We start from the raw sequence: 21,286 nt of genomic DNA on the forward strand, positions 1-21,286 counted from the left end.
CTCCGCTGGGGTTTCAACACGGCCAGTTTGGCACATTCGATGCCGCAAGGGGCCGTCCACCCATCATTCTAGGGCGAAGCAAGGAGGGAAGCGACGCGGCGCAGACCCTAGAATCTATTCCGCAACGTCGATCGAGGAATGCGGCGCTCCAGAATTGGCGCTTGTGGGCGCGCGTGTTTGCACCCCAGCGGTGCTCGAAAGTCACGGAATTCTCGGGTCAAGCCCGAGAATGACGAAGTGGCCGAACGATCGGCCTGCCGCTCAGCCGTAGATCTGCTTGTGGATCTGGTAGAGCATCTCGGAACGGTCGGCGCGCAGATCGGCGAGATCGCGGCTGGACAGGTTCTCGATTTCGGCGACGAGGCGGTTGTAGTGGCGGCGCTTGGCCATGGTGGCGCGGGCGCGGGAGACAATATTGTCGAACATGACAGGGTACCTTCTTCGTTGTTCCTCCCTGACGATTGCCAGCATGACACAGGAATGATGCATTGCAAAAGAAAGATGTTGCAATGCACCATTGCATCCAGCGCATAGCCGGTTAATTGCGCGCTAACGGGCCGTGTATCCGGCGCGCGGCCATGCAGGGTCGTCCGGCGTCATGCAGTTCTCATCCGTTTTTGTCATACAAATTGCTGGCCTGCCGTCTTGCCAGAACGGCTGCGGGCTGGCTTGATCCGCCCGTCACCTGATGCCGGGAGGAAATTGATGGCGGCCGCTGACTATTACGAAGTTCTCGATCCGCGCTTCGCGCGCCTGTTCAACGGCAACGCGCAGGTGGAGAAGTTGTTCACCGGATGCCGCTGGGCGGAAGGACCGGCCTGGTTCGCCGCCGGTCGCTACGTCGTCTGGTCCGACATCCCGAACAACCGCATGTTGCGCTATGACGAGACCGACGGCAGCGTCAGCGTGTTCCGGCAGCCGTCCGGCAATTCCAACGGCAACACGGTCGACCGGCAGGGCCGGCTGGTGACCTGCGAGCATTCCGGCCGCCGTGTCAGCCGGACGGAGTTCGACGGCTCGGTCACCACCATCGCCGACAAATGGAAAGGCAAGCGGCTGAACTCGCCCAACGACGTGGTGGTGCGCTCCGACGGCTCGATCTGGTTCACCGATCCGAGCTACGGCATCGACACCGACTATGAGGGCGACAAGGCCGAAAGCGAGATCGGCGCCTGCAATGTCTATCGCGTCGATCCCGAGACCGGCGATGTCGAGGCGGTCATCACCGACATGGTGCGGCCGAACGGGCTCGCCTTCTCGCTCGACGAAAGCCTGCTCTATGTCGTCGACACCGGCCGCACGCATGGCGAGAAGAACCCCGCGCATATGCGCGTCTTCAATGTCGGCAAGCACGGCAAGAAGGTTTCCGGCGGCAAGGTGTTCGCCGACTGCACCGCCGGCCTGTTCGACGGGTTCAGGCTCGATTCGGACGGGCGCATCTGGACAAGTGCTGCCGACGGCATCCATTGCTACGACCCCGACGGCACGCTGATCGGCAAGGTCAAGGTGCCGGAAGTGACCGCCAACTGCGTGTTCGGCGGCAACAAGCTCAACTGCCTCTACATCGCCGGCACCACCTCGCTCTACATGGTGCGGCTCATGGTGAACGGGGCCAAGACGTACTGACAGCGAGGCATATCAGCGGGAGAGAAAAATGCCATTCGTCAACATCCGCATCGTCAAGGAAGTGATCGCCGCCGATCCGGCCGGCAAGAAGGCCGACATCGCCAAGAAGGTGACTGCGGCCATCATGGACGCCACCGGGCTCGGCAATGACGATGTCTGGGTGGTGTTCGAGGAGGTCAACGCCCGCGACTGGTATATCGGCAAGACCGATGTCGAGACGCGGAGGAAGGGGTAGCTCTTTTCCTTCTCCCCTTGTGGGAGAAGGTGGCCTCGCGAAGCGAGGTCGGATGAGGGGTGCTCCAGCTTGGCGACGCCGTTTGTCCAGCGACGAGGTCGCCGTCGTCTCACTCCGCTGGAACACCCCTCATCCGTCTCGGCGCTGCGCGCCGATCCACCTTCTCCCACAAGGGGAGAAGGGGAAGACGCGCCACTCACCGTCCGCCAATAACCCCCACGAAAGCCTCGATCGCTCCCCGCATCGCCTGCCGGTTCGCATCTTCGCCAAGGATCATCTCCACCTCCGCCGGCTTCTTGCCCAGCAGCGCGATCTCCAGCGCCGTCTCCTCATACATCGCGAACGACATCGTCCGCATGATCTCGGCCAGCGCCGCCCGCGCATAGAGCGAGCGGGGCGAGGCGTGAACCAGCATCGCCGGCTTGCCGACCGCGGCGTCGCGCGAGACCAGCCAGTCGAGCGCGTTCTTCAGGCCGCCCGGCATGCCATGCGCATATTCCGGGCAGGAGACGATGACGCCGTCCGCGCGGGTCACCGCCTCGATCAGCGCCGCCGCTTGGGGCGGCGTGCGCGCGCCCTCGTCGTCGGGATTGAAGATCGGCAAGCGGCCGAGGCCATCATAAACCTCGACGCGGCAGGCCGCGGGCGCGTTGGCGGCCAATGCGGCAACCAGGGCCGAGTTGGTCGAGGCGGCGCGCAGGCTGCCCGATATGGCGATGATCTCGATCAAGGGAGAGCCGGACGAACGGTTGAGTCGTTCGGCAAGCCTACCACATGGTCTGGCGGTAATCGTGGTCCAGCTCGCGGTCGATCTCGCCGGCGCTTTCGCTGAGCGCCAGCTGGTCGCGGATGATCTGGCCGAGGGTCGGCAGGGTCGCGCGGTCGTACCAGGTCTCAGGCTTCCACAGATCAGAGCGCATGAAGGCCTTGGCGCAATGCATATAGGCGGCCTTGACCGTCACCACGATCACGCTCTGCGGCTCCTTGCCGTCGACGGCCAGGCGTTCGCGCAAGGTGGGATCGACGGTGATGCGGGCGTCGCCATTGACGCGCAGCGTCTCGTTCATGCCCGGGATGAGGAAAAGCAGTCCGACCGGTGGGTTGCGGATGATGTTTTCCAGCGTGTCCAGACGGTTGTTTCCGGGACGGTCGGGAATGGCGATGGTGGAGTTGTCGAGGATGGCGGCGAAGCCGGGCTTGTCGCCCTTGGGTGTGACGTCGGCATTGCCGGCGCCGTCGGAGGAGCCGATCAGGACGAAGGGGCTCTTGCCGATGAAGGAGCGGCAATGGCCGTCGAGGGCCTTGAGCTCCTTGCGGATCGAGCCGTCGGTCGGCCGGGGCGTCTTGTAGACCGTCCTCAGCTCGTCATGCGTAGTGAGGAATTCCATACCGCCCCCCTTTCTGACGCAATTCCGGACGGAGATTACGGCGAAGTCGCCGAACCCGACCGGCAGCCGCTTTTCCTGGAATTGCTTTAGTTTCCGGCCTTCTCTTGCTTGGACTTTTCCTCCAGCGAGTGGCGCATGATCAGCGGCATCTGGCTGAAGGTGAACAGCAAAGTGATCGGGATGGTGCCCCAGACCTTGAAATAAAGCCAGGTCGCCTCGGAAAAGTTGCGCCACACGACCTCGTTGAGCACGGCGAGGAACAGGAAGAACAGGCCCCAGCGGAAGGTCAGCTTGCGCCAGCCCTCGGCATCGAGCTGGAAGGCGGAATCGAAGACGTAGCCGAGCAGCGAGCGGCCGAACAGCAGCCCGCCGAGCAGCGTGACGCCGAACAGCGAATTGATGATCGTCGGCTTCATGAAGGCGAAGGTCTTGTCCTGCAGGTAAAGCGCCAGCGCGCCGAAGACGAACACGACGATCGCCGAGACCAGCGGCATCAGCGGCAGGCTGCGCGTCAGCAGCCAGGAGGCGCTCAGCGAAAGCGCCGTCGCGGCCATGAAGAAGGCGGTGGCGATCAGGATCGGCTCGCCGAGATGGGCGAGCACCGGAAATTTCTCGGCCAGCCACTCGCCGCGGATGGTGGTGAAGAAGAACACCAGGCCAGGGCCAAGCTCGAGCAGGAACTTCAAGCCGGGGTTGATCGGCTTGCGGCGTGGATCGGACGGGTCGCGTTCGATGATATTCATAAAAGTCCTTCTTGCGCACGATCTGGCCGAAAAGCAGGCGGCCTTGCAAGATCGCGCCTTGTTCAAGCCACGCCGGCGATGGCTCTCGCGAATTCGCTGGCGGAAAACGGTTCAAGGTCGTCGACCTGCTCGCCGACGCCGATGAAATAGACCGGCAGCCGGTGCTTGGCGGCGATCGCCACCAGAATACCGCCGCGCGCCGTGCCGTCCAGCTTGGTCATCACCAGGCCGTTGACGCCGGCGACGTTGCGGAAGATCTCAACCTGGTTCAGCGCGTTCTGGCCGGTTGTGGCATCGACCGTCTGCAGCACCGTGTGCGGCGCTTCGGGATCGAGCTTGCCCAGCACGCGCACGATCTTCTCCAGCTCGGCCATCAGCTCGGTCTTGTTCTGCAGGCGCCCAGCCGTGTCAATGATCAGCACGTCGGAGCCGGCCTCCTTGGCCTTCTCGAATGCGTCATAGGCAAGGCCCGCCGCATCGGCGCCGAGCTTGGAGGCGACGACCGGCGATTTCGTGCGCTCGCCCCAGATCTTGAGCTGCTCGATCGCGGCGGCGCGGAACGTGTCGCCGGCGGCTAGCATCACCTTGAGGCCGCCATCGGTGAGCTTGGCGGCCAGTTTGCCGATGGTGGTGGTCTTGCCGGTGCCATTGACGCCGACGACCAGGACGACATGCGGCTTGTGGCTGAGGTCGAGCTCGAGCGGCCTGGCGACCGGCGCCAGCACCTTCTCCACCTCCGCCGCCATCACGGCGCGGACTTCCGAGTCCGAGACATCCTTGCCGTAGCGGCTGGAGGCAAGCGAATCGGTGACGCGCAGCGCGGTTTCCACGCCGAGATCGGCGCGGATCAGCACGTCCTCCAGGTCCTGCAGCGTGTCTTCGTCCAATTTGCGCTTGGTGAAGACGCCGGCGATGTTGCCGGTGAGCTCGCGCGATGAGCGGGCAAGCCCTTCGCGCATGCGCTGAAACCAGGAGCGCCGCGGCGCCGGCTCCGGCGCCTTCACCGGCTCGGCCTTCTGTTCGACCTTTTTTGAGACCGTTACCTTGCCGGCAGAGGGGGCGGGTGTCGACGGCGACGGCAAAGCCTCCGGCTCCGGTGCGATCTCGGCATGGATCGGCTGCAGCTCGACGGGCGCGGGCTGTCGAATAGGAGGCGCGATTTCCGCTACGGCTTCGGCGGATGGTTCCACAGAGGGCGGCGCCGCTGGCGGAACCTCGATGGGCGCCGGCGTTTCGACCGGGACTTCGGCAGGCGGCGTCGGCACTTCGACCGGTGGCTGCTCAGGCAGCGGTTCCGGACGCGAAGGCTCGATGTCAGGCTGAGTCGGCACAGGTGCGGGCACTTCCTGCGGAGCAGGTTCGGGTGCTGGCGCGGGTAAAGGCTCAGGTTGTGCCGGCGGCACTTCCTCAGGGGCAGGCGTCTCCGGCTTCTCGGGCGCCGGTTGCGGCTCTTCTTCCGGCTCGGGCTGAGGCAGCGGTTCCGGCTCGGCGGGAATGGTGGGTTCTGGCACCGGCGGGATGGATGGAGCGGGCTCCGGCTTCGGCTCTTCGGGGACCGGTTGAGGCTCAGCCTCCGGCTTCAGCGCCTCCAGCGCGTCCCATTTGATCGGCGGCAGCGTCTCGTCGACGCGCTCCTCGACGACTTCTTTCCTGCCGAACGAAAATATCTTCTTGAAGAAACCAGCCATGCGTCTCGCAGTTCTCAGGCGGCTTGCGCGGCAAGCGGGGCCGCAATCAGTCGGGCGCCGTCATGGCCGGCGACCATGGCGTCGACGATTTCGCCGGGCGCGCCGGCGTCGATCGCGGCCAGCGTAAAACCTTCGGTGCGGCCAAGCCCGTCGCGCTCGACCAGAATCGATTGCCGTGTGCCGGAGAGCGACGACAAGTGACGACAGTAGGCGGCCTCGCCGGCGACGCGCAGCCTCGCGGCGCGCGCCTTCACCACCTCACGGCGAACCTGCGGCATGCGCGCGGCCGGCGTGCCTTCGCGTGGCGAGAACGGGAAAACGTGCAGATGCGTCAGGCCGCATTCCTCGACTATTCTTTCCGAATTCTCGAACATCGCCTCGGTCTCGGTCGGGAAGCCGGCGATGATGTCGGCGCCGAAGACGACGCCCGGACGCAGCTTGCGCACGTCCTCGCAGAAGCGGATCGACTGGTCGCGCAGATGGCGGCGCTTCATGCGCTTCAGGATCATGTCGTCGCCCGACTGCAGCGACAGATGCAGATGCGGCATCAGCCTCTGTTCAGTGGCGATGGCGTCGAGCAGGTCGTCGTCGGCCTCGATGGAATCGATCGAGGACAATCTCAGCCGCTTCACGTCGGGCACCTGGCGCAGGATCGTCTTCACCAGCTTTCCGAGTTTTGGCGCCCCCGGCAGGTCGGCGCCGAAGCTCGTCATGTCGACGCCGGTCAAAACGATCTCGGCATAGCCGTTGCCGGCCAGCCGCTTCACCTGCTCGACCACCGCGCCCATCGGCACGGAGCGCGAGTTGCCGCGGCCGTAGGGGATGATGCAGAAGGTGCAGCGATGGTCGCAGCCATTCTGCACCTGCACGAAGGCGCGCGCGCGGCCCTCGATGGCGTCGACCATGTGGCTTGCCGTCTCGCGCACCGAAAAAATGTCGTTGACGCGCGCCTTCTCGGTGTCGTTGACGCCGAAATCGGGCAGCGCGCGGTAGGAGTTGGCCTTGAGCTTCTCCTCATTGCCGAGCACCAGGTCGACCTCGTCCATCGCGGCGAAATTCTGCGGCTCGGTCTGGGCCGCGCAGCCGGTGACGATGATGCGGGCTGAAGGGTTCTCGCGGCGCGCCTTGCGGATCGCCTGCTTGGCCTGGCGCACCGCTTCGGCGGTGACGGCGCAGGTGTTGAAGATGAAGGCGCCGCCATTGAGCTCACCCAGGCCGGCGTTTTCGGCCTCGCGGCGCATCACTTCCGATTCATAGGTGTTGAGGCGGCAGCCGAAGGTGACGACGTCGATGCCTGTCGTGGTGGAGGCTTGGGATACCACGCCTTTTTGAAGGGCGGACATCAGGCGGCGCTTTCGGTGTCGCGAACCCAGGCGCCGGTCGAGGGATCGAAGCTGCCGGAAAATTCCCATTCGGCGGCACCTGTCAGGACGACGTGGTCGTCGTCGCGCCATTCGACGTTGAGCTCGCCGCCGCCGGGCGTGAGCAGCGTGACGCTGCGGCCGGTGCGCCTGGTGCGGGCCGCCGCCACCGCGGCGGCGCAAGCCGCCGAGCCACAGGCCTTGGTGAGGCCGGCGCCGCGCTCCCAGGTGCGGATGATCATCGTGCGAGGCGAAGTCACCTGGGCGATGGTGATGTTGGCGCGCTCGGGGAAGATCGGATGGTTCTCAAGCAGCGGGCCGAAGCGGTCCAGCTCATAAGACCAGACGTCGTTGTCAACCCAGAAGATCACGTGCGGGTTGCCCATCGACACCGCCGAGGGCGAATGCAGCACCGGGGCGTCGATCGGGCCGATCTGCAGCTCGATCATGCGGGTGTCGCGAAACTCTTCCGCCAGCGGGATCTCCTGCCAGCCGAAACGCGGCTTGCCCATGTCGACCGAGATAAGGCCGTCGGCATGCTCCTGCGCATTCAAGATGCCGGCGCGGGTCTCGAAGGTGAAGCTCTTGTTGCCCGTCTCGGCGGCCAGAGCCTGCACCACGCAGCGCATGCCGTTGCCGCAAGCCTGCGCGCTGGTGCCGTCGGAGTTCAGGATGTCGACATAATAGGCGGTGCCCGGCGTCTTCGCGTCGTGGATCGCCATGATCTGGTCGAACTTCGTCGCCGCGTCGTCATTGAGGGCGATCGCGGCCGCCGCCGTCACCTTGTCGGCGCGGCCGCGCATATCGGCAACGATGATCTCGTTGCCGATGCCGTTCATCTTGGCGAAGGGGGCGCTGCCTGCCATCTAACCGGTCGTTCCAATCCGTTTGGCCAATCCGTTTGGGCGCTATATGGCGGAAACGGGCGGGAATTACCAGTCCGGCGTTGGCTCTGGCGACGACGAAGAAGAGGCCGCGCGGCGACCGGTCGCGCAGCGACGATCTGGCGGTCGCGCCAGCGACGACCAAGTGGTCGCGCTTATGTTACCGCGAAGACGCCGAGCACGATCAGCAGGAAGATGATCAGCACGATGCCGATGAGGATGCGCGCGCCGGTAGCGGCCGCGCCTGCCAAAGCCGGCATGCCGAGCAGGCTCGCGGCGGCGGCAATGATGAGAAGGATGATGATCCACCTGATCATGGGGAAGCTCCAGCGGTTTGCGTCGTCCGATCAACGCGTTTGGCCGGTTTGGGTTCCTTTGTAGATGGCTGGCACGTCCCATAGCTCTCCCGGTCGCATGGCACGGAAACGCTCCGGCGGCAGGTCTTCGGCGGCCAGCGCCTCGGCCAGTTTCCGGGCCGGCTCCTCGACCGGCTCGTCGGTAAGGTGGAAGGTGCCCCAGTGGCAGCCGGCGGCGAAGGCGGCGTTGCACAGCTTCATGCCCTGAACGGCCTCCTGCGGGTTCTGGTGCTGCGGCGCCATGAACCAGCGCGGCTCATAGGCTCCGATCGGCAGGATGGCGAGGCGGAAGCCGCCATGCTTTTGCGCCATCAGCCGGTAGTTGATGCCGTCATGGAAGCCGGTGTCGCCGGCGAAGTAGATCTTGCCGGCCATCGTCTCGATGACGAAGCCCGCCCACAGCGCCATGCGGCGGTCGCGCCCGCCGCGCGCCGACCAGTGATGCGCCGGCTCGACATGGATGGCTGCCGTGCCGGCATCGAGCCTGTCGCCCCAATCATGCACGCTGAGCCGCATGCCGGGCGCCGCGCGGCCGATGATGGCGTCATTGCCGAGCGGCGCGATCACCAGCGGGTCGTGTCTCTCCCCCAGCCGCTTCAGCGTGGCGAGGTCGAGATGGTCGTAGTGATTGTGGCTGACCAGGACCAGATCGATCGGCGGCAGGTCGGCAAAGGCAATCCCCGGCGCATTAACCCTTCTCGGCCCGACGAAGGCGAAAGGCGAGGCACGCTCCGACCAGACCGGATCGGTCAGGATGTTCAACCCCGCCGTCTGGATGAGAAGCGAAGCATGGCCGACCATGGTGAGCCTCAGCGCGCTGCCTTCCACCCGTATGTCCGGCTTCGCCGGGGGATACGGGCTCGGAACCGAAGCCGGCCAGTTCGCCCGCCCGCCGCCGAATTGCCATTTGAGGAGATCGGTGAAGCTCCCGGGCGGCTTGCCGCCGGGATTGAAGAACAGGGCGCCGTCGAAATGATCGCTGGGCGGCCCGCTGTAGTAGCGGTTGGCGGTTCCTGTTCTCGCGGCCATGCTGTCTCCCGCCCGCTTGCGTCGTTTCCTGAGATAAGGACGCGCCGGCCTGGCGCAAGCATTTTTGCCGCCGCATGCCAATGGCCGAAGCCGGGCTCGTCTACGATCGGCAGACAGGGGTGATCGTCATGGTAATGAAGCGAACCAAGACACCGTGGATGAAGGCCGAGGATTTCGGCCGCTCGCTGCCGCTTGGGGTCGGCGTCAACCTGCTGGTCACCGACATCGCGGCTATGGAGGCCTTCTGCCGCGACGTGCTTGGCGCCCGGATTATCTATGGCGACGAGGATTTCGCGGCGATCGAGCTGTTGGGCTCGATCTTCATGCTCCACGCTGACCATTCCTATCTGGACAATCCGATGACCGGCGTCACCGCAGGCGCCGAGACTCGCGGGGCCGGTATCGAACTGCGCCTTTACGGCGCCGATCCGGACTCGGTCGAGAAAAAGGCGGCCGCGCTCGGCCACATCGTGCTGGCCGGCTCGATCGACAAGCCGCATGGCTTGCGCGAATGTTACATCGTCGGCCCGGATGGTTATGTCTTCGTGCCGAGCGCCAGGATTTAATGTTGATATTTCAATAGACTATAAGGTTTTCAGCGGCAGCTTCCGGACCGTGGCCCTCAGCTGCGATAAATTTGCAACAGCCGCTTCGAAAACCCTATTTTAACCATATCGGGTTGAAATTCTGCCACCTTCGCCGTCTTGGTGAAGCGGAGATTACGCGGATGGCTCCCCCCGGCCAGATCCGACGGAGGTGGTAAATGCATTTTTCAAGGACTGGCCTTGTGGCCGTATCGCTGGCCGCGCTCGTTGCGGGCGGCTGCTCGACCTCGCGCTTCTCGTCGATGGACGACCAGCAGCCGGCGCCGCTGACCCCGGCGCCCTCCGGAACGGTGACGCAGAATCAGCTGCCGCCGCCGGCTTCCCCCGGCGCCGCCGATGCGTCGCAATTCCCGACCGCTCCGAAGAACACCCAGGTAGCCTCGCTGCCGCCGGACGGCACCGCGCCTGCCGGCGCCACCGATCTCACCGCGGCCAGCGTCGCCGGCGTCTGGAACGTCAATGTCTCCGGGCAGAGCTGCAAGGTGGCGACGCCGCAGACCAAGTTCGGCGCCGGCTACCGCGCCGGTCCGCTGCACTGCCCGGCGCCGATCGACGGCATCAAGTCGTGGAATGTCGCCGGCAAGCAGCTGACGCTTTACGACGAGAACGGCGGCACGCTGGCCAGGCTCTATTCGTCCGGCGGCGAAAAGTTCGACGGCCAGACTTCCAACGGGCAGCCGATCTCGCTTACAAGATAACGCGAGGGTGTGCTGATATTCAGGTGAGGCCGGCCTGCAGATGCCGGCTTCCGGTCTTCGCCGGCCGAAGCACTGAGGAGTGGCGTGGCAGTTAAATTAAGGCTATGGCCGGCGAAGGCCGGTGCTCACGTACTTCAAGTACGCTCCGCTCCGGTTCTCGGAACCCGCAATTTTCGACTCGGCCTGACCTGAATCTCAACACACCCCGGCCCTTCCTCAGGCGTTCCGCGCAAAAAAATGCAAAAGACCGGACCCATGCATCTGCGCGACGGTATCCAGACCCACGCGACCGTCAGGCAGCGCTACGACCATCTCGTCCAGAGCGGCGCGGCTGAGCGCGACCCGGCGCAGGAGCGCATCGTCGCCGCGCTCGACCGGCTGACCGACGAGATCTCGGCCAAAAGGCTGGCGCATAAATCGAGCGCGCTGGGCTGGCTGTTCGCGGCCAAGCGGCAGTCGCGCGAGCCCGTCAAAGGCCTCTATATCCATGGTGGCGTCGGGCGCGGCAAGTCCATGCTGATGGACATGTTCTTCGAGCTGTTGCCGGTCCGGCGCAAGCGCCGCGTGCATTTCAACGACTTCATGGCCGATGTGCAGGACCGTATCCAGAGGCACCGGCAGGCGCGCAAGGAAGGCACGGTCAAGGAAGACGATCCGATCCCGCCGGTGGCGCGGGCGCTCGCCGATGAAGCCTGGGTGCTGTGCTTCGACGAATTCTCGGTCACTGACATCGCCGACGCGATGATCCTGTCGCGCCTGTTCTCGGCGCTGTTCGCCAGCGGCGTGGTGCTGGTCGCCACCTCCAATGTGGCGCCGGAGAACCTTTATCGCGACGGGCTGAACCGCCAGCTCTTCCTGCCGTTCATCTCGTTGCTGGAGCGCAATGCCCATGTGATGGCGCTGGATGCCGAGAAGGACTACCGGCAGGAAAAGCTCAACCGCCAGCCGGTCTATGTCACGCCGGACGACGCTGCGGCCGAGCGCGCGCTGGACGAGGCCTGGAAGGCGATGACGCATGGCCAGCCAACCGGCGAGGTGACGCTGACGCTGAAAGGCCGCCAGCTTGTCGTGCCGCGCGCCGCCGGCGATGTCGCGCGCTTTTCCTTTGCCGACCTCTGCGAAAAGCCGCTCGGCGCGCGCGACTATCTGGCGATTGCCGGCCGCTTCTCGACCGTTTTCATCGACCATGTGCCGGTGCTGGGCGAAGGCAAGCGCAACGAGGCCAAGCGCTTCATCCTTTTGATCGACACGCTCTACGACCACCGCATGCGGCTGGTGATGAGCGCGGCGGCGCCGCCCGAGCGGCTTTATACGGCCAAGCGCGGCACGGAAGTGTTCGAATTCGAGCGTACAGCCTCGCGCCTGGTCGAGATGCAGAGCCGCGACTGGCTGGACGGCTGGGCGGAACGGCGCGACAGGACGCAGCCTGCGGGGGCGCTGTCCCGCCGGCGTTAGAGGGTGCCCTGCTTAAATCACAACCGCGTCATCGCCCGGATGAAGCCTTCTGATTTCGACGTTCATTGTGTAAATTCTCCTCGGTCGGCTCACAAACTTTGACGTTTACGTAATTCCCGATACATCTAACCGATTGAAAACGTTAGGCTCAAAATAATCGTTTGAATTTCTTCCGCGCCGGAGTTATTCGGTGCGGCCAAATCTCGCGGTTTCCCGCATCCTTTCGGCCCTCCGGCCCGTCACGACTTCGTCACAGACAAAGGAAAACATCCTCACATGGCACGCAACAAGATAGCGCTCATCGGCTCGGGCATGATCGGCGGCACGCTCGCCCATATGATCGGCCTCAAGGATCTCGGCGACGTGGTGCTGTTCGACATCGCCGAGGGCATTCCGCAGGGCAAGGGTCTCGATATCGCGCAGTCTTCGCCGGTCGACGGCTTCGACTCCAGGCTGACCGGCGTCAACGACTATGCCGGCATCGAGGGCGCGGATGTGTGCATCGTCACCGCCGGCGTGCCGCGCAAGCCGGGCATGAGCCGCGACGACCTTCTCGGCATCAACCTCAAGGTCATGGAACAGGTCGGCGCCGGCCTCAAGAAATATGCGCCGAAGGCCTTCGTCATCTGCATCACCAACCCGCTCGACGCCATGGTGTGGGCCCTGCAGAAGTTCTCCGGCCTGCCGACCAGCCATGTCGTCGGCATGGCCGGCGTGCTCGACAGCGCCCGCTTCCGCTACTTCTTGGCCGAAGAGTTCAAGGTCTCGGTCGAGGACGTCACCGCCTTTGTGCTCGGCGGTCACGGCGATTCCATGGTGCCGATGATCCGCTATTCGACCGTCTCGGGCATCCCGCTGCCCGACCTCATCAAGATGGGCTGGACCTCGAAGGAAAAGCTCGACCAGATCGTGCAGCGCACCCGCGACGGCGGCGCCGAGATCGTCGGCCTGTTGAAGACCGGTTCGGCCTATTACGCGCCGGCGGCGTCGGCGATCGCGATGGCCGAATCCTACCTCAAGGACAAGAAGCGGGTGCTGCCCTGCGCCGCGCACCTCTCGGGCCAGTATGGCGTCAAAAACACCTATGTCGGCGTTCCGGTGGTGATCGGCGCCGGCGGCGTCGAGCGCGTCATCGAGATCGACCTCTCCAAGGCCGAGCAGAAGATGTTCGATTCCTCGGTCGCGGCGGTCCAGGGCTTGACCGAGGCCTGCACCAAGATCGCCCCGCATCTCGCCGGCAAATAACAGTCCTTCCCGGAGACCACGCGCATGAATATCCATGAGTATCAGGCCAAGGCGCTGCTGAAGACGTTTGGCGCGCCGGTCGCAAGCGGCGTTCCGGTGTTCAAGGCCGGCGAGGCAGAAGCCGCGGCAGAAGCGCTGCCCGGCCCGCTCTATGTCGTGAAGAGCCAGATCCATGCCGGGGGCCGCGGCAAGGGCAAGTTCAAGGAGCTCGGCCCCGATGCCAAGGGCGGCGTGCGCCTGGCGAAGTCGGCGGCGGAAGTCGTCGCCAATGCCAACGAGATGCTCGGCCACACGCTGGTCACCAAGCAGACGGGGCCTGCCGGCAAGCAGGTCAACCGCCTCTATATCGAGGACGGCGCCGACATCGAGCGCGAGCTCTATCTGTCGATCCTGGTCGACCGCTCGGTCGGCCGCATCGCCTTCGTCGTCTCCACCGAGGGTGGCATGGATATCGAGACGGTCGCCCACGACACGCCGGAAAAGATCGTCACCGTCGCCATCGATCCGGAAAAGGGTGTGAGCGCCGACGAGGTGAAGAAGCTCAACGCCGCGCTGAAGCTCGACGGCGATGCGGCGAAGGACGGCGGGACGCTGTTCCCGATCCTCTACAAGGCCTTTGCCGAGAAGGATATGAGCCTGCTCGAGGTCAACCCGCTGATCGTCATGAAGGACGGGCATCTGCGCGTGCTCGACGCCAAAGTGTCGTTCGACAACAATGCGCTGTTCCGCCATCCGGACGTGATGGAGCTGCGCGACACCTCCGAGGAGGACGAGAAGGAGATCGAGGCGTCGAAATACGACCTCGCCTATGTCGCGCTCGACGGCAATATCGGCTGCATGGTCAACGGCGCCGGCCTTGCCATGGCCACGATGGACATCATCAAGCTCTATGGTGCCGAGCCGGCTAACTTCCTCGACGTCGGCGGCGGCGCCTCCAAGGAAAAGGTCACGGCGGCGTTCAAGATCATCACCAAGGATCCGGCCGTCGAAGGCATCCTGATCAACATCTTCGGCGGCATCATGAAGTGCGACGTCATCGCCGAGGGCGTGATCGCCGCGGTCAAGGAAGTGGGCCTGAAGGTGCCGCTGGTCGTGCGTCTCGAAGGCACCAATGCCGAGCTCGGCAAGAAGATCATCAACGACAGCGGCCTCAATGTCGTGTCGGCCGACGATCTGGATGACGCGGCCAAGAAGATCGTCAAGGCGGTGAAGGGCTAACCAAGGAGAGCGCTGCGTGAGTAGCTTCCCAGTCCATTGGGAGGAAGAAGTTCAAAGCCTCGATCAGCCGGCCGCGTGTCCGTATTCGATCGATGAAATCGAGCAGTATCTTTGTTGGTGCCACGATCATTCGAAGTTGGACGAGAAGCCGATGCACTACAAAGTGCACGGCGCGGTCGCTGAGCAAACGGAAGATGAGCGGCATTTCTGGCTGTACCGGGCATCAGACGAGGTTGGGCGCGAGTGGTACGTTGTCGTTGGAAGCGGGAAGAGTCCGTTCAAACCTTCGATGAAAATGAGAGGTTGGATGTACGGCAAAGAGAACGTTCTTGGCCTTATGCCTCACCATTATCTGAGAGATGAGATTGGCGACCAGCGCCTCGCGGACGCCAGATGAAAAGGAATGAGCGGATGCCTCCGCGCAAGATAAACCTGGTCGAGGCGGCGGACGCGAAGATCGCCAAGGTCTTCGATCCGCATATCGCCGGCGACGTCAACGATGCCCAGGCCAAGGTCGCCAAGTTCGGCGAGGTTTTCGACTGGCATGCGCATGACCATGAGGACGAAGCCTTTCTCGTGCTGCGCGGCAGGATCGCCATCGACTTCCGCGACGGGCCGGTCGAGCTCGGCGAGGGCGACTTCATCGTCGTGCCGCGCGGCGTCGAGCATCGGCCGCGCTCGCTGACGAAGGAGCCGGTGGTGCTGATGTTCGAGCCGGCGACGACGCTCAACACGGGCAACGCCCGGAGTGACCTCACCGTCACCGACCTGAAGCGGCTCTGAGCCATGAACGCGTCACCCTTCTCTTCCCTCTCGGGCGGCCACCAACGCCTGCAGGCGCTGGTCGGCGCGTGGCGCGGCGAGGAAGAGATTGCGGCCACGCAATGGACCGATGCCGGCACGGCAACGTCGGAAGTGCAGTCCGAGGCTGAGTTCGGCGGCCTGTTCGTGGTGCAGCGCTATCGCCAGCGCCGCGACGGCACCGTCTCGTTCGGCGCGCATAATGTGTTCGGCTTCGACCAGCAGAGCGGCCTCGTCACCATGCATCAGTTCGACTCGATGGGATTCGTGCCGATGTCGCCGGCTACCGGCAGGTGGAACGGCAGCGAGCTGATGCTGGAACGCTCGTCGCCGCGCGGTGCCGCGCGCGCGGCGTACAGCTTTGACGGCGCTGACGCCTACCGCATGAAACTTCAGTTCAAGCCCGCCGGCAGCGATGCATGGCAAGACATGGTGAGCGGCCTCTACCGGCGCGTTCCGCCTTCCTCGATCAACGGTTTTTAGAAAAGGGCCACGATGTCCATTCTCGTCGACAAGAATACCAAGGTGCTGGTCCAGGGTCTGACCGGCAAGACCGGCACGTTCCATACCGAGCAGGCGCTGGCCTATCACGGCACCCGGATGGTGGGCGGCATCAACCCGAAGAAGGGCGGCGAGACCTGGACCGGTTCGAAAGGCGAAAACCTGCCGATCTTCGCCACCGTCGCCGAGGGCAAGGCAAAGACCGGCGCCAACGCCTCCGTCATCTACGTGCCGCCGGCGGGAGCCGGCGAGGCCATCATCGAGGCGATCGAGGCCGAGATCCCGCTCATCGTCTGCATCACCGAAGGCATCCCTGTGATGGACATGGTCAAGGTCAAGGCGCGGCTCGACCGCTCCATCTCGCGGCTGATCGGCCCGAACTGCCCGGGCGTGCTGACGCCCGACGAATGCAAGATCGGCATCATGCCCGGCAACATCTTCCGCAAGGGCTCGGTCGGCGTTGTTTCGCGCTCGGGAACGCTTACCTATGAGGCAGTCTTCCAGACCACCAATGTCGGCCTCGGCCAGACCACAGCGGTGGGCATCGGCGGCGACCCGGTCAAGGGCACCGAATTCATCGACGTGCTGGAGATGTTCCTCGCCGACGACGAGACCAAGTCGATCATCATGATCGGCGAGATCGGCGGCTCGGCCGAGGAAGACGCCGCACAGTTCCTCAAGGACGAAGCCAAGCGCGGCCGCAAGAAACCGATGGCGGGCTTCATCGCCGGGCGCACCGCGCCGGCCGGCCGCACCATGGGCCACGCGGGCGCGGTGATCTCCGGCGGCAAGGGCGGCGCGGAAGACAAGATCGCGGCGATGGAATCGGCCGGCATAAAGGTGTCGCCGTCGCCGGCCAGGCTCGGCACGACGCTGGTCGAGGCGATCAAGGGTTAAGGGAGTAGGGGAGTAAGGGAATAGGGGAGTAGGGAAAGATCAGCGGCAAAAATGCCCTACTCCCCTACTGCCTTACTCCCCTACTCCCTTCCAGAAAAGGAGACGGAGCCAGGCTCCGCAGACGAAAATGGCAAGACAAGATCAGGCCAACGACCAATTCTCGCTCACCTCATTCCTTTATGGCGGCAATGCCGACTATATCGACGCGCTCTACGCGGCCTATGAGGACAATCCGGCCTCCGTCGATCCGGAGTGGCAGGATTTCTTCGCGGCGCTGAAGGACGACGCGGGCGATGTCCGCAAGAACGCTAAGGGCGCCTCCTGGGCGAAGCCTTCCTGGCCGCTGCAGGCCAATGGCGAGCTGGTCTCGGCGCTCGACGGCAATTGGGGTCTGGTCGAAAAGGCGATCGAAAAGAAGGTCAAGGAAAAGGCCGTCATCAACGGCGCCGTGCTTTCCGACGCCGACGTGCACCAGGCGACGCGCGATTCCGTGCGCGCCATCATGATGATCCGCGCCTACCGCATGCGCGGCCACCTGCACGCCAATCTCGACCCGCTCGGCATCGCCAAGCCGCTCGAGGACTATAACGAGCTGTCGCCGGAGAATTACGGCTTCACCGAAGCCGATTACGACCGGCCGATCTTCCTCGACAATGTGCTCGGGCTCGAATTCGGCAGCATCCGGCAGATGCTGGATATCCTGACCCGCACCTATTGCTCGACGCTCGGCGTCGAGTTCATGCACATCTCCGACCCGGAAGAGAAGGCCTGGATTCAGGCGCGCATCGAAGGCGCCGACAAGGAGATCACCTTCACCGCCACTGGCAAGAAGGCGATCCTGTCGAAGCTGGTCGAGGCCGAGGGCTTCGAGCAATATATCGACGTCAAGTACAAGGGCACCAAGCGTTTCGGCCTCGATGGCAGCGAGTCGCTGATCCCGGCGCTGGAACAGATCGTCAAGCGCGGCGGCCAGCTCGGCCTGAAGGAAATCGTGCTCGGCATGGCGCATCGCGGCCGCCTCAACGTGCTCTCCCAGGTCATGGCCAAGCCGCACCGCGCCATCTTCCACGAATTCAAGGGCGGCTCGGCGGCTCCCGACGAGGTCGAAGGCTCGGGCGACGTCAAGTACCACCTCGGCGCCTCGTCGGACCGCGAGTTCGACGGCAACAAGGTGCACCTGTCGCTGACGGCCAATCCCTCGCATCTGGAAATTGTCGACCCTGTCGTGATGGGCAAGGCGCGCGCCAAGCAGGATCAGTTGTCCGGCCGTGAGCGCGGCGAGATCGTGCCGCTGTCGGAGCGCGCCAAGGTCATGCCGCTGCTGCTGCACGGCGACGCCGCCTTTGCCGGCCAAGGCGTGATCGCGGAAATCCTCGGCCTGTCGGGCCTGCGCGGGCATCGCGTCGCCGGCACGTTGCATTTCATCATCAACAACCAGATCGGTTTCACCACCAATCCGCGCTTCTCGCGCTCCTCGCCCTATCCGTCGGATGTGGCCAAGATGATCGAGGCGCCGATCTTCCACGTCAATGGCGACGATCCGGAAGCGGTGGTGCATGCCGCGAAGGTAGCGACCGAATTCCGCATGAAGTTCCACAAGCCGGTGGTGGTCGACATGTTCTGCTACCGCCGCTTCGGCCACAATGAAGGCGATGAACCGTCCTTCACCCAGCCGATCATGTACCGCAACATCCGCAGCCATAAGACCGTGGTGCAGATCTATGCCGACCGGCTGATCGCCGAAGGCCACGTCACCCAGGCCGAGGTCGACAAGATGCGGGCCGACTGGCGCGCGCATCTGGAAGCCGAATGGGAAGTCGGCCAGCACTACAAGCCCAACAAGGCCGACTGGCTGGACGGCGCGTGGTCGGGCCTGCGCACCGCCGACAACCAGGACGAACAGCGGCGCGGCAAGACCGCCGTGCCGGTGCGCACGCTGAAGGAGATCGGCAAGAAGCTGACCGAGGTGCCGAAGGACTTCGAGGCGCACAAGACCATCCTGCGCTTCCTCGAAAACCGCCGCCAGGCGATCGAGTCGGGCGAAGGTATCGATTGGTCGACGGCCGAGGCGCTGGCCTTCGGCGCCATCCTGCTCGACGGCAATCCGATCCGGCTTTCCGGGCAGGATTCGGAGCGCGGTACCTTCTCGCAGCGCCATTCGGTGCTTTACGACCAGCGCGACGAGAACCGCTACATCCCGCTCAACAACCTGTCGGCGGCGCAGGCCGGCTACGAGGTGATCAACTCGATGCTGTCGGAAGAGGCGGTGCTCGGCTTCGAGTATGGCTACAGCTTGGCCGAGCCCAAGGCGCTGACGCTCTGGGAGGCGCAGTTCGGCGACTTCGCCAATGGCGCCCAGGTCGTGTTCGACCAGTTCATCTCGTCGGGCGAGCGCAAGTGGCTCCGCATGTCGGGTCTCGTATGTCTGCTGCCGCATGGCTATGAGGGCCAGGGGCCGGAGCATTCGTCGGCGCGGCTGGAGCGCTTCCTGCAGCTTTGCGCCGAAGACAACATGCAGGTCGCCAACGTCACCACGCCGGCCAATTATTTCCATATCCTGCGCCGGCAGTTGAAGCGCGACTTCCGCAAGCCGCTGATCCTGATGACGCCGAAGTCGCTGCTGCGCCACAAGCGGGCGGTGTCGACGCTGCCGGAAATGTCGGGCGAAAGCTCGTTCCACCGCCTGCTTTGGGACGATGCGCAGCTCTTGGCCGACCAGCCGATCAAGCTGGTGAAGGACTCCAAGATCCGCCGTGTCGTGCTGTGCTCGGGCAAGGTCTATTACGACCTCTATGAGGAGCGCGAGAAGCGCGGCATCAACGACATCTACCTGCTGCGCGTCGAACAGCTCTATCCGTTCCCGGCCAAGGCGCTGATCACCGAGCTGTCACGCTTCCGCAACGCCGAGATGGTGTGGTGCCAGGAAGAGCCCAAGAACATGGGCGCCTGGTCGTTCATCGATCCCTATCTCGAATGGGTGCTGGCGCATATCGACGCCAAGCATCAGCGGGTGCGCTACACCGGCCGGCCGGCCTCGGCCTCGCCGGCGACTGGGTTGATGTCGAAGCATCTCAGCCAGCTGGCCGCGCTGCTCGACGACGCTCTCGGCGAATAAGGGCGCCGGGCGGGTAAGCAGACCGGACGAAACAGACCTCAAGAAGACAACGGACAGGCACAATGGCTACCGAAATCCGCGTCCCCACTCTCGGCGAATCCGTCACCGAGGCGACTGTCGGCAAGTGGTTCAAGAAGGTCGGCGACGCGATCGCCACCGACGAGCCACTGGTCGAGCTCGAAACCGACAAGGTGACGGTGGAAGTGCCCGCCGCGGGCGCCGGAACGCTGGCCGAGATCGCCGTCAAGGAAGGCGAGACGGTCAATGTCGGGGCGTTGCTCGGATCGATTTCGGCGGGCGGCGCGGCCCCGGCGACCAAGCCGCAGGCAGTCGCCCAGGCTTCCAGCCCGGATGCCGCATCCACCGGCAAGCAGGCCGCGGCCGAAACCGCCAGAATCGCTGGCGATGCCGGCCAGATCGAGCCGCGCACCATGCCGCCGGCGCCTGCCGCCGCCAAGCTGATCGCGGAGGCCAATCTCTCGGTCGACCAGTTGTCCGGCTCCGGCAAGCGCGGCCAGGTGCTGAAGGGCGACGTGCTCGACGCCATCGCCAAGGGCGCCCCTTCCCAGCCGGCCGAGACGCCGAAGGCTGCTCCGGCTCCAGCGCCGGTCGTTGCCCGGGCGCCGTCCTCGACCGCCGATGCGCCGCGCGAGGAACGCGTGCGCATGACCAAGCTGCGCCAGACCATCGCGCGCCGCCTGAAGGAGGCGCAGTCGACCGCCGCCATGCTCACCACTTTCAACGAGGTGGATATGAGCGCGGTGATGGCGCTGCGGTCCAAGTACAAGGACGTGTTCGAGAAGAAGCATGGCGTGAAGCTCGGCTTCATGGGCTTCTTCACCAAGGCTGTGACGCACGCGCTGAAGGAGATCCCGGCGGTCAATGCCGAGATCGACGGCACCGACATCATCTACAAGAACTTCGCCCATGTCGGCGTTGCCGTCGGCACCGACAAGGGGCTGGTGGTGCCGGTGGTGCGCGATGCCGACCAGATGTCCATCGCCGAGATCGAGAAGGAGATCGGCCGTCTGGGCCTCGCCGCGCGCGACGGCAAGCTGTCGGTGGCGGATATGCAAGGCGGGACGTTTACGATTTCTAACGGTGGTGTTTACGGATCGCTGATGTCGACGCCGATCCTGAACGCGCCGCAGTCGGGCATTCTTGGCATGCACAAGATCCAGGAGCGGCCGATGGTGGTCGGCGGCCAGATCGTCATCCGGCCGATGATGTATCTGGCGCTGAGCTACGACCACCGCATCGTCGACGGCAAGGAAGCGGTGACCTTCCTGGTGCGGGTCAAGGAAAGCCTGGAGGATCCCGAGCGGCTGGTGCTCGATCTGTGATCGGAGCCGATCCGCAATGAGCGGCTGGCTGGAACGGTTCGGGCTCGGCCGGACGGCATGCGGCTTGCGGCGTAGCATCTTCCTGCTTGGCCTCTCCG

At 64.5% G+C, this 21,286-nt stretch carries 22 protein-coding genes; 13 read left to right on the forward strand and 9 right to left on the reverse strand.

Annotated features, from left to right (window positions below; genetic code table 11):
* Positions 1-261: 261 nt before the first annotated feature.
* Positions 262-426 (reverse strand): hypothetical protein, encoded by a 165-nt coding sequence (locus FJ425_RS29080; protein WP_246678058.1) that lies wholly within the window; start codon positions 424-426, stop codon positions 262-264.
* 279 nt (positions 427-705) lie between these two features.
* On the opposite strand from FJ425_RS29080, the gene FJ425_RS29085 reads away from it, so the two are divergent.
* Together FJ425_RS29085 and FJ425_RS29090 are read left to right on the forward strand one after the other, a co-directional pair.
* Complete coding sequence (locus FJ425_RS29085; protein ID WP_140727657.1) at positions 706-1,626, forward strand: SMP-30/gluconolactonase/LRE family protein; 921 nt, start codon at positions 706-708, stop codon at positions 1,624-1,626.
* A 28-nt stretch (positions 1,627-1,654) separates the two neighbouring features.
* Positions 1,655-1,861: a 4-oxalocrotonate tautomerase family protein gene (locus FJ425_RS29090; RefSeq protein ID WP_140727658.1), complete on the forward strand. Its 207-nt coding sequence runs from the start codon at positions 1,655-1,657 to the stop codon at positions 1,859-1,861.
* A gap of 196 nt (positions 1,862-2,057) precedes the next feature.
* Here the strand turns inward: FJ425_RS29090 and FJ425_RS29095 are convergent, their stop codons facing one another.
* The 8 genes from FJ425_RS29095 to FJ425_RS29130 all read right to left on the reverse strand — a co-directional run bounded on the left by FJ425_RS29095 (position 2,058) and on the right by FJ425_RS29130 (position 9,310).
* Positions 2,058-2,591, reverse strand: coding sequence for an NADPH-dependent FMN reductase (locus FJ425_RS29095; RefSeq protein WP_140727659.1), 534 nt, complete (start codon positions 2,589-2,591; stop codon positions 2,058-2,060).
* A 37-nt stretch (positions 2,592-2,628) separates the two neighbouring features.
* Positions 2,629-3,249 (reverse strand): pyridoxamine 5'-phosphate oxidase family protein, encoded by a 621-nt coding sequence (locus tag FJ425_RS29100; protein ID WP_140727660.1) that lies wholly within the window; start codon positions 3,247-3,249, stop codon positions 2,629-2,631.
* Between the two features lie 86 nt (positions 3,250-3,335).
* A complete protein-coding gene (locus FJ425_RS29105) occupies positions 3,336-3,992 on the reverse strand; it encodes a septation protein A (protein WP_140634896.1) in 657 nt (218 codons plus the stop codon).
* A 62-nt stretch (positions 3,993-4,054) separates the two neighbouring features.
* Positions 4,055-5,680 carry a signal recognition particle-docking protein FtsY gene (gene ftsY / locus FJ425_RS29110; RefSeq protein WP_140727661.1) on the reverse strand — a complete coding sequence of 542 codons (1,626 nt, stop codon included), beginning with the start codon at positions 5,678-5,680 and terminating at the stop codon, positions 4,055-4,057.
* Between the two features lie 14 nt (positions 5,681-5,694).
* Positions 5,695-7,023, reverse strand: a complete 1,329-nt coding sequence (gene mtaB / locus FJ425_RS29115; RefSeq protein WP_140727662.1) for a tRNA (N(6)-L-threonylcarbamoyladenosine(37)-C(2))-methylthiotransferase MtaB — start codon at positions 7,021-7,023, stop codon at positions 5,695-5,697.
* The gene (dapF, locus tag FJ425_RS29120; protein ID WP_140727663.1) at positions 7,023-7,907 is read right to left on the reverse strand and encodes a diaminopimelate epimerase; all 885 of its coding nucleotides are present in this window, start codon (positions 7,905-7,907) and stop codon (positions 7,023-7,025) included. The genes mtaB and dapF overlap by 1 nt, the downstream gene beginning before the upstream one ends.
* Positions 7,908-8,080: 173 nt before the next feature.
* Positions 8,081-8,242 carry a DUF1328 family protein gene (locus FJ425_RS29125; RefSeq protein WP_031195454.1) on the reverse strand — a complete coding sequence of 54 codons (162 nt, stop codon included), beginning with the start codon at positions 8,240-8,242 and terminating at the stop codon, positions 8,081-8,083.
* A gap of 30 nt (positions 8,243-8,272) precedes the next feature.
* Positions 8,273-9,310: an MBL fold metallo-hydrolase gene (locus FJ425_RS29130; protein ID WP_140727664.1), complete on the reverse strand. Its 1,038-nt coding sequence runs from the start codon at positions 9,308-9,310 to the stop codon at positions 8,273-8,275.
* 80 nt (positions 9,311-9,390) lie between these two features.
* On the opposite strand from FJ425_RS29130, the gene FJ425_RS29135 reads away from it, so the two are divergent.
* From FJ425_RS29135 to odhB, 11 genes are all read left to right on the forward strand, one after another.
* The gene (locus FJ425_RS29135) at positions 9,391-9,876 is read left to right on the forward strand and encodes a VOC family protein (protein WP_246678060.1); all 486 of its coding nucleotides are present in this window, start codon (positions 9,391-9,393) and stop codon (positions 9,874-9,876) included.
* A gap of 197 nt (positions 9,877-10,073) precedes the next feature.
* Positions 10,074-10,613 (forward strand): protease inhibitor Inh/omp19 family protein, encoded by a 540-nt coding sequence (locus FJ425_RS29140; protein WP_140634884.1) that lies wholly within the window; start codon positions 10,074-10,076, stop codon positions 10,611-10,613.
* Between the two features lie 255 nt (positions 10,614-10,868).
* Positions 10,869-12,068 carry a cell division protein ZapE gene (zapE, locus tag FJ425_RS29145; protein WP_140634882.1) on the forward strand — a complete coding sequence of 400 codons (1,200 nt, stop codon included), beginning with the start codon at positions 10,869-10,871 and terminating at the stop codon, positions 12,066-12,068.
* A gap of 276 nt (positions 12,069-12,344) precedes the next feature.
* The gene (gene mdh / locus FJ425_RS29150) at positions 12,345-13,313 is read left to right on the forward strand and encodes a malate dehydrogenase (RefSeq protein ID WP_140545550.1); all 969 of its coding nucleotides are present in this window, start codon (positions 12,345-12,347) and stop codon (positions 13,311-13,313) included.
* 24 nt (positions 13,314-13,337) lie between these two features.
* Positions 13,338-14,531: an ADP-forming succinate--CoA ligase subunit beta gene (gene sucC / locus FJ425_RS29155; RefSeq protein ID WP_140634881.1), complete on the forward strand. Its 1,194-nt coding sequence runs from the start codon at positions 13,338-13,340 to the stop codon at positions 14,529-14,531.
* Between the two features lie 16 nt (positions 14,532-14,547).
* A complete protein-coding gene (locus tag FJ425_RS29160; protein WP_140634879.1) occupies positions 14,548-14,928 on the forward strand; it encodes a hypothetical protein in 381 nt (126 codons plus the stop codon).
* 14 nt (positions 14,929-14,942) lie between these two features.
* On the forward strand, positions 14,943-15,314 hold the full coding sequence (locus tag FJ425_RS29165) for a cupin domain-containing protein (RefSeq protein WP_140634877.1): 372 nt from the start codon (positions 14,943-14,945) through the stop codon (positions 15,312-15,314).
* Between the two features lie 3 nt (positions 15,315-15,317).
* Positions 15,318-15,815 carry a DUF1579 family protein gene (locus tag FJ425_RS29170; RefSeq protein ID WP_140634875.1) on the forward strand — a complete coding sequence of 166 codons (498 nt, stop codon included), beginning with the start codon at positions 15,318-15,320 and terminating at the stop codon, positions 15,813-15,815.
* A gap of 12 nt (positions 15,816-15,827) precedes the next feature.
* On the forward strand, positions 15,828-16,730 hold the full coding sequence (gene sucD / locus FJ425_RS29175; RefSeq protein ID WP_140634873.1) for a succinate--CoA ligase subunit alpha: 903 nt from the start codon (positions 15,828-15,830) through the stop codon (positions 16,728-16,730).
* A 127-nt stretch (positions 16,731-16,857) separates the two neighbouring features.
* On the forward strand, positions 16,858-19,845 hold the full coding sequence (locus FJ425_RS29180; RefSeq protein ID WP_140634871.1) for a 2-oxoglutarate dehydrogenase E1 component: 2,988 nt from the start codon (positions 16,858-16,860) through the stop codon (positions 19,843-19,845).
* Positions 19,846-19,907: 62 nt separating this feature from the next.
* Entirely contained in the window at positions 19,908-21,188 is a 1,281-nt protein-coding gene (odhB, locus tag FJ425_RS29185) for a 2-oxoglutarate dehydrogenase complex dihydrolipoyllysine-residue succinyltransferase (protein WP_140634869.1), read from the forward strand.
* The last annotated feature ends 98 nt before the right edge of the window (positions 21,189-21,286 follow it).

It is taken from the genome of Mesorhizobium sp. B2-7-2, assembly GCF_006440775.1.
Lineage (GTDB): Bacteria > Pseudomonadota > Alphaproteobacteria > Rhizobiales > Rhizobiaceae > Mesorhizobium.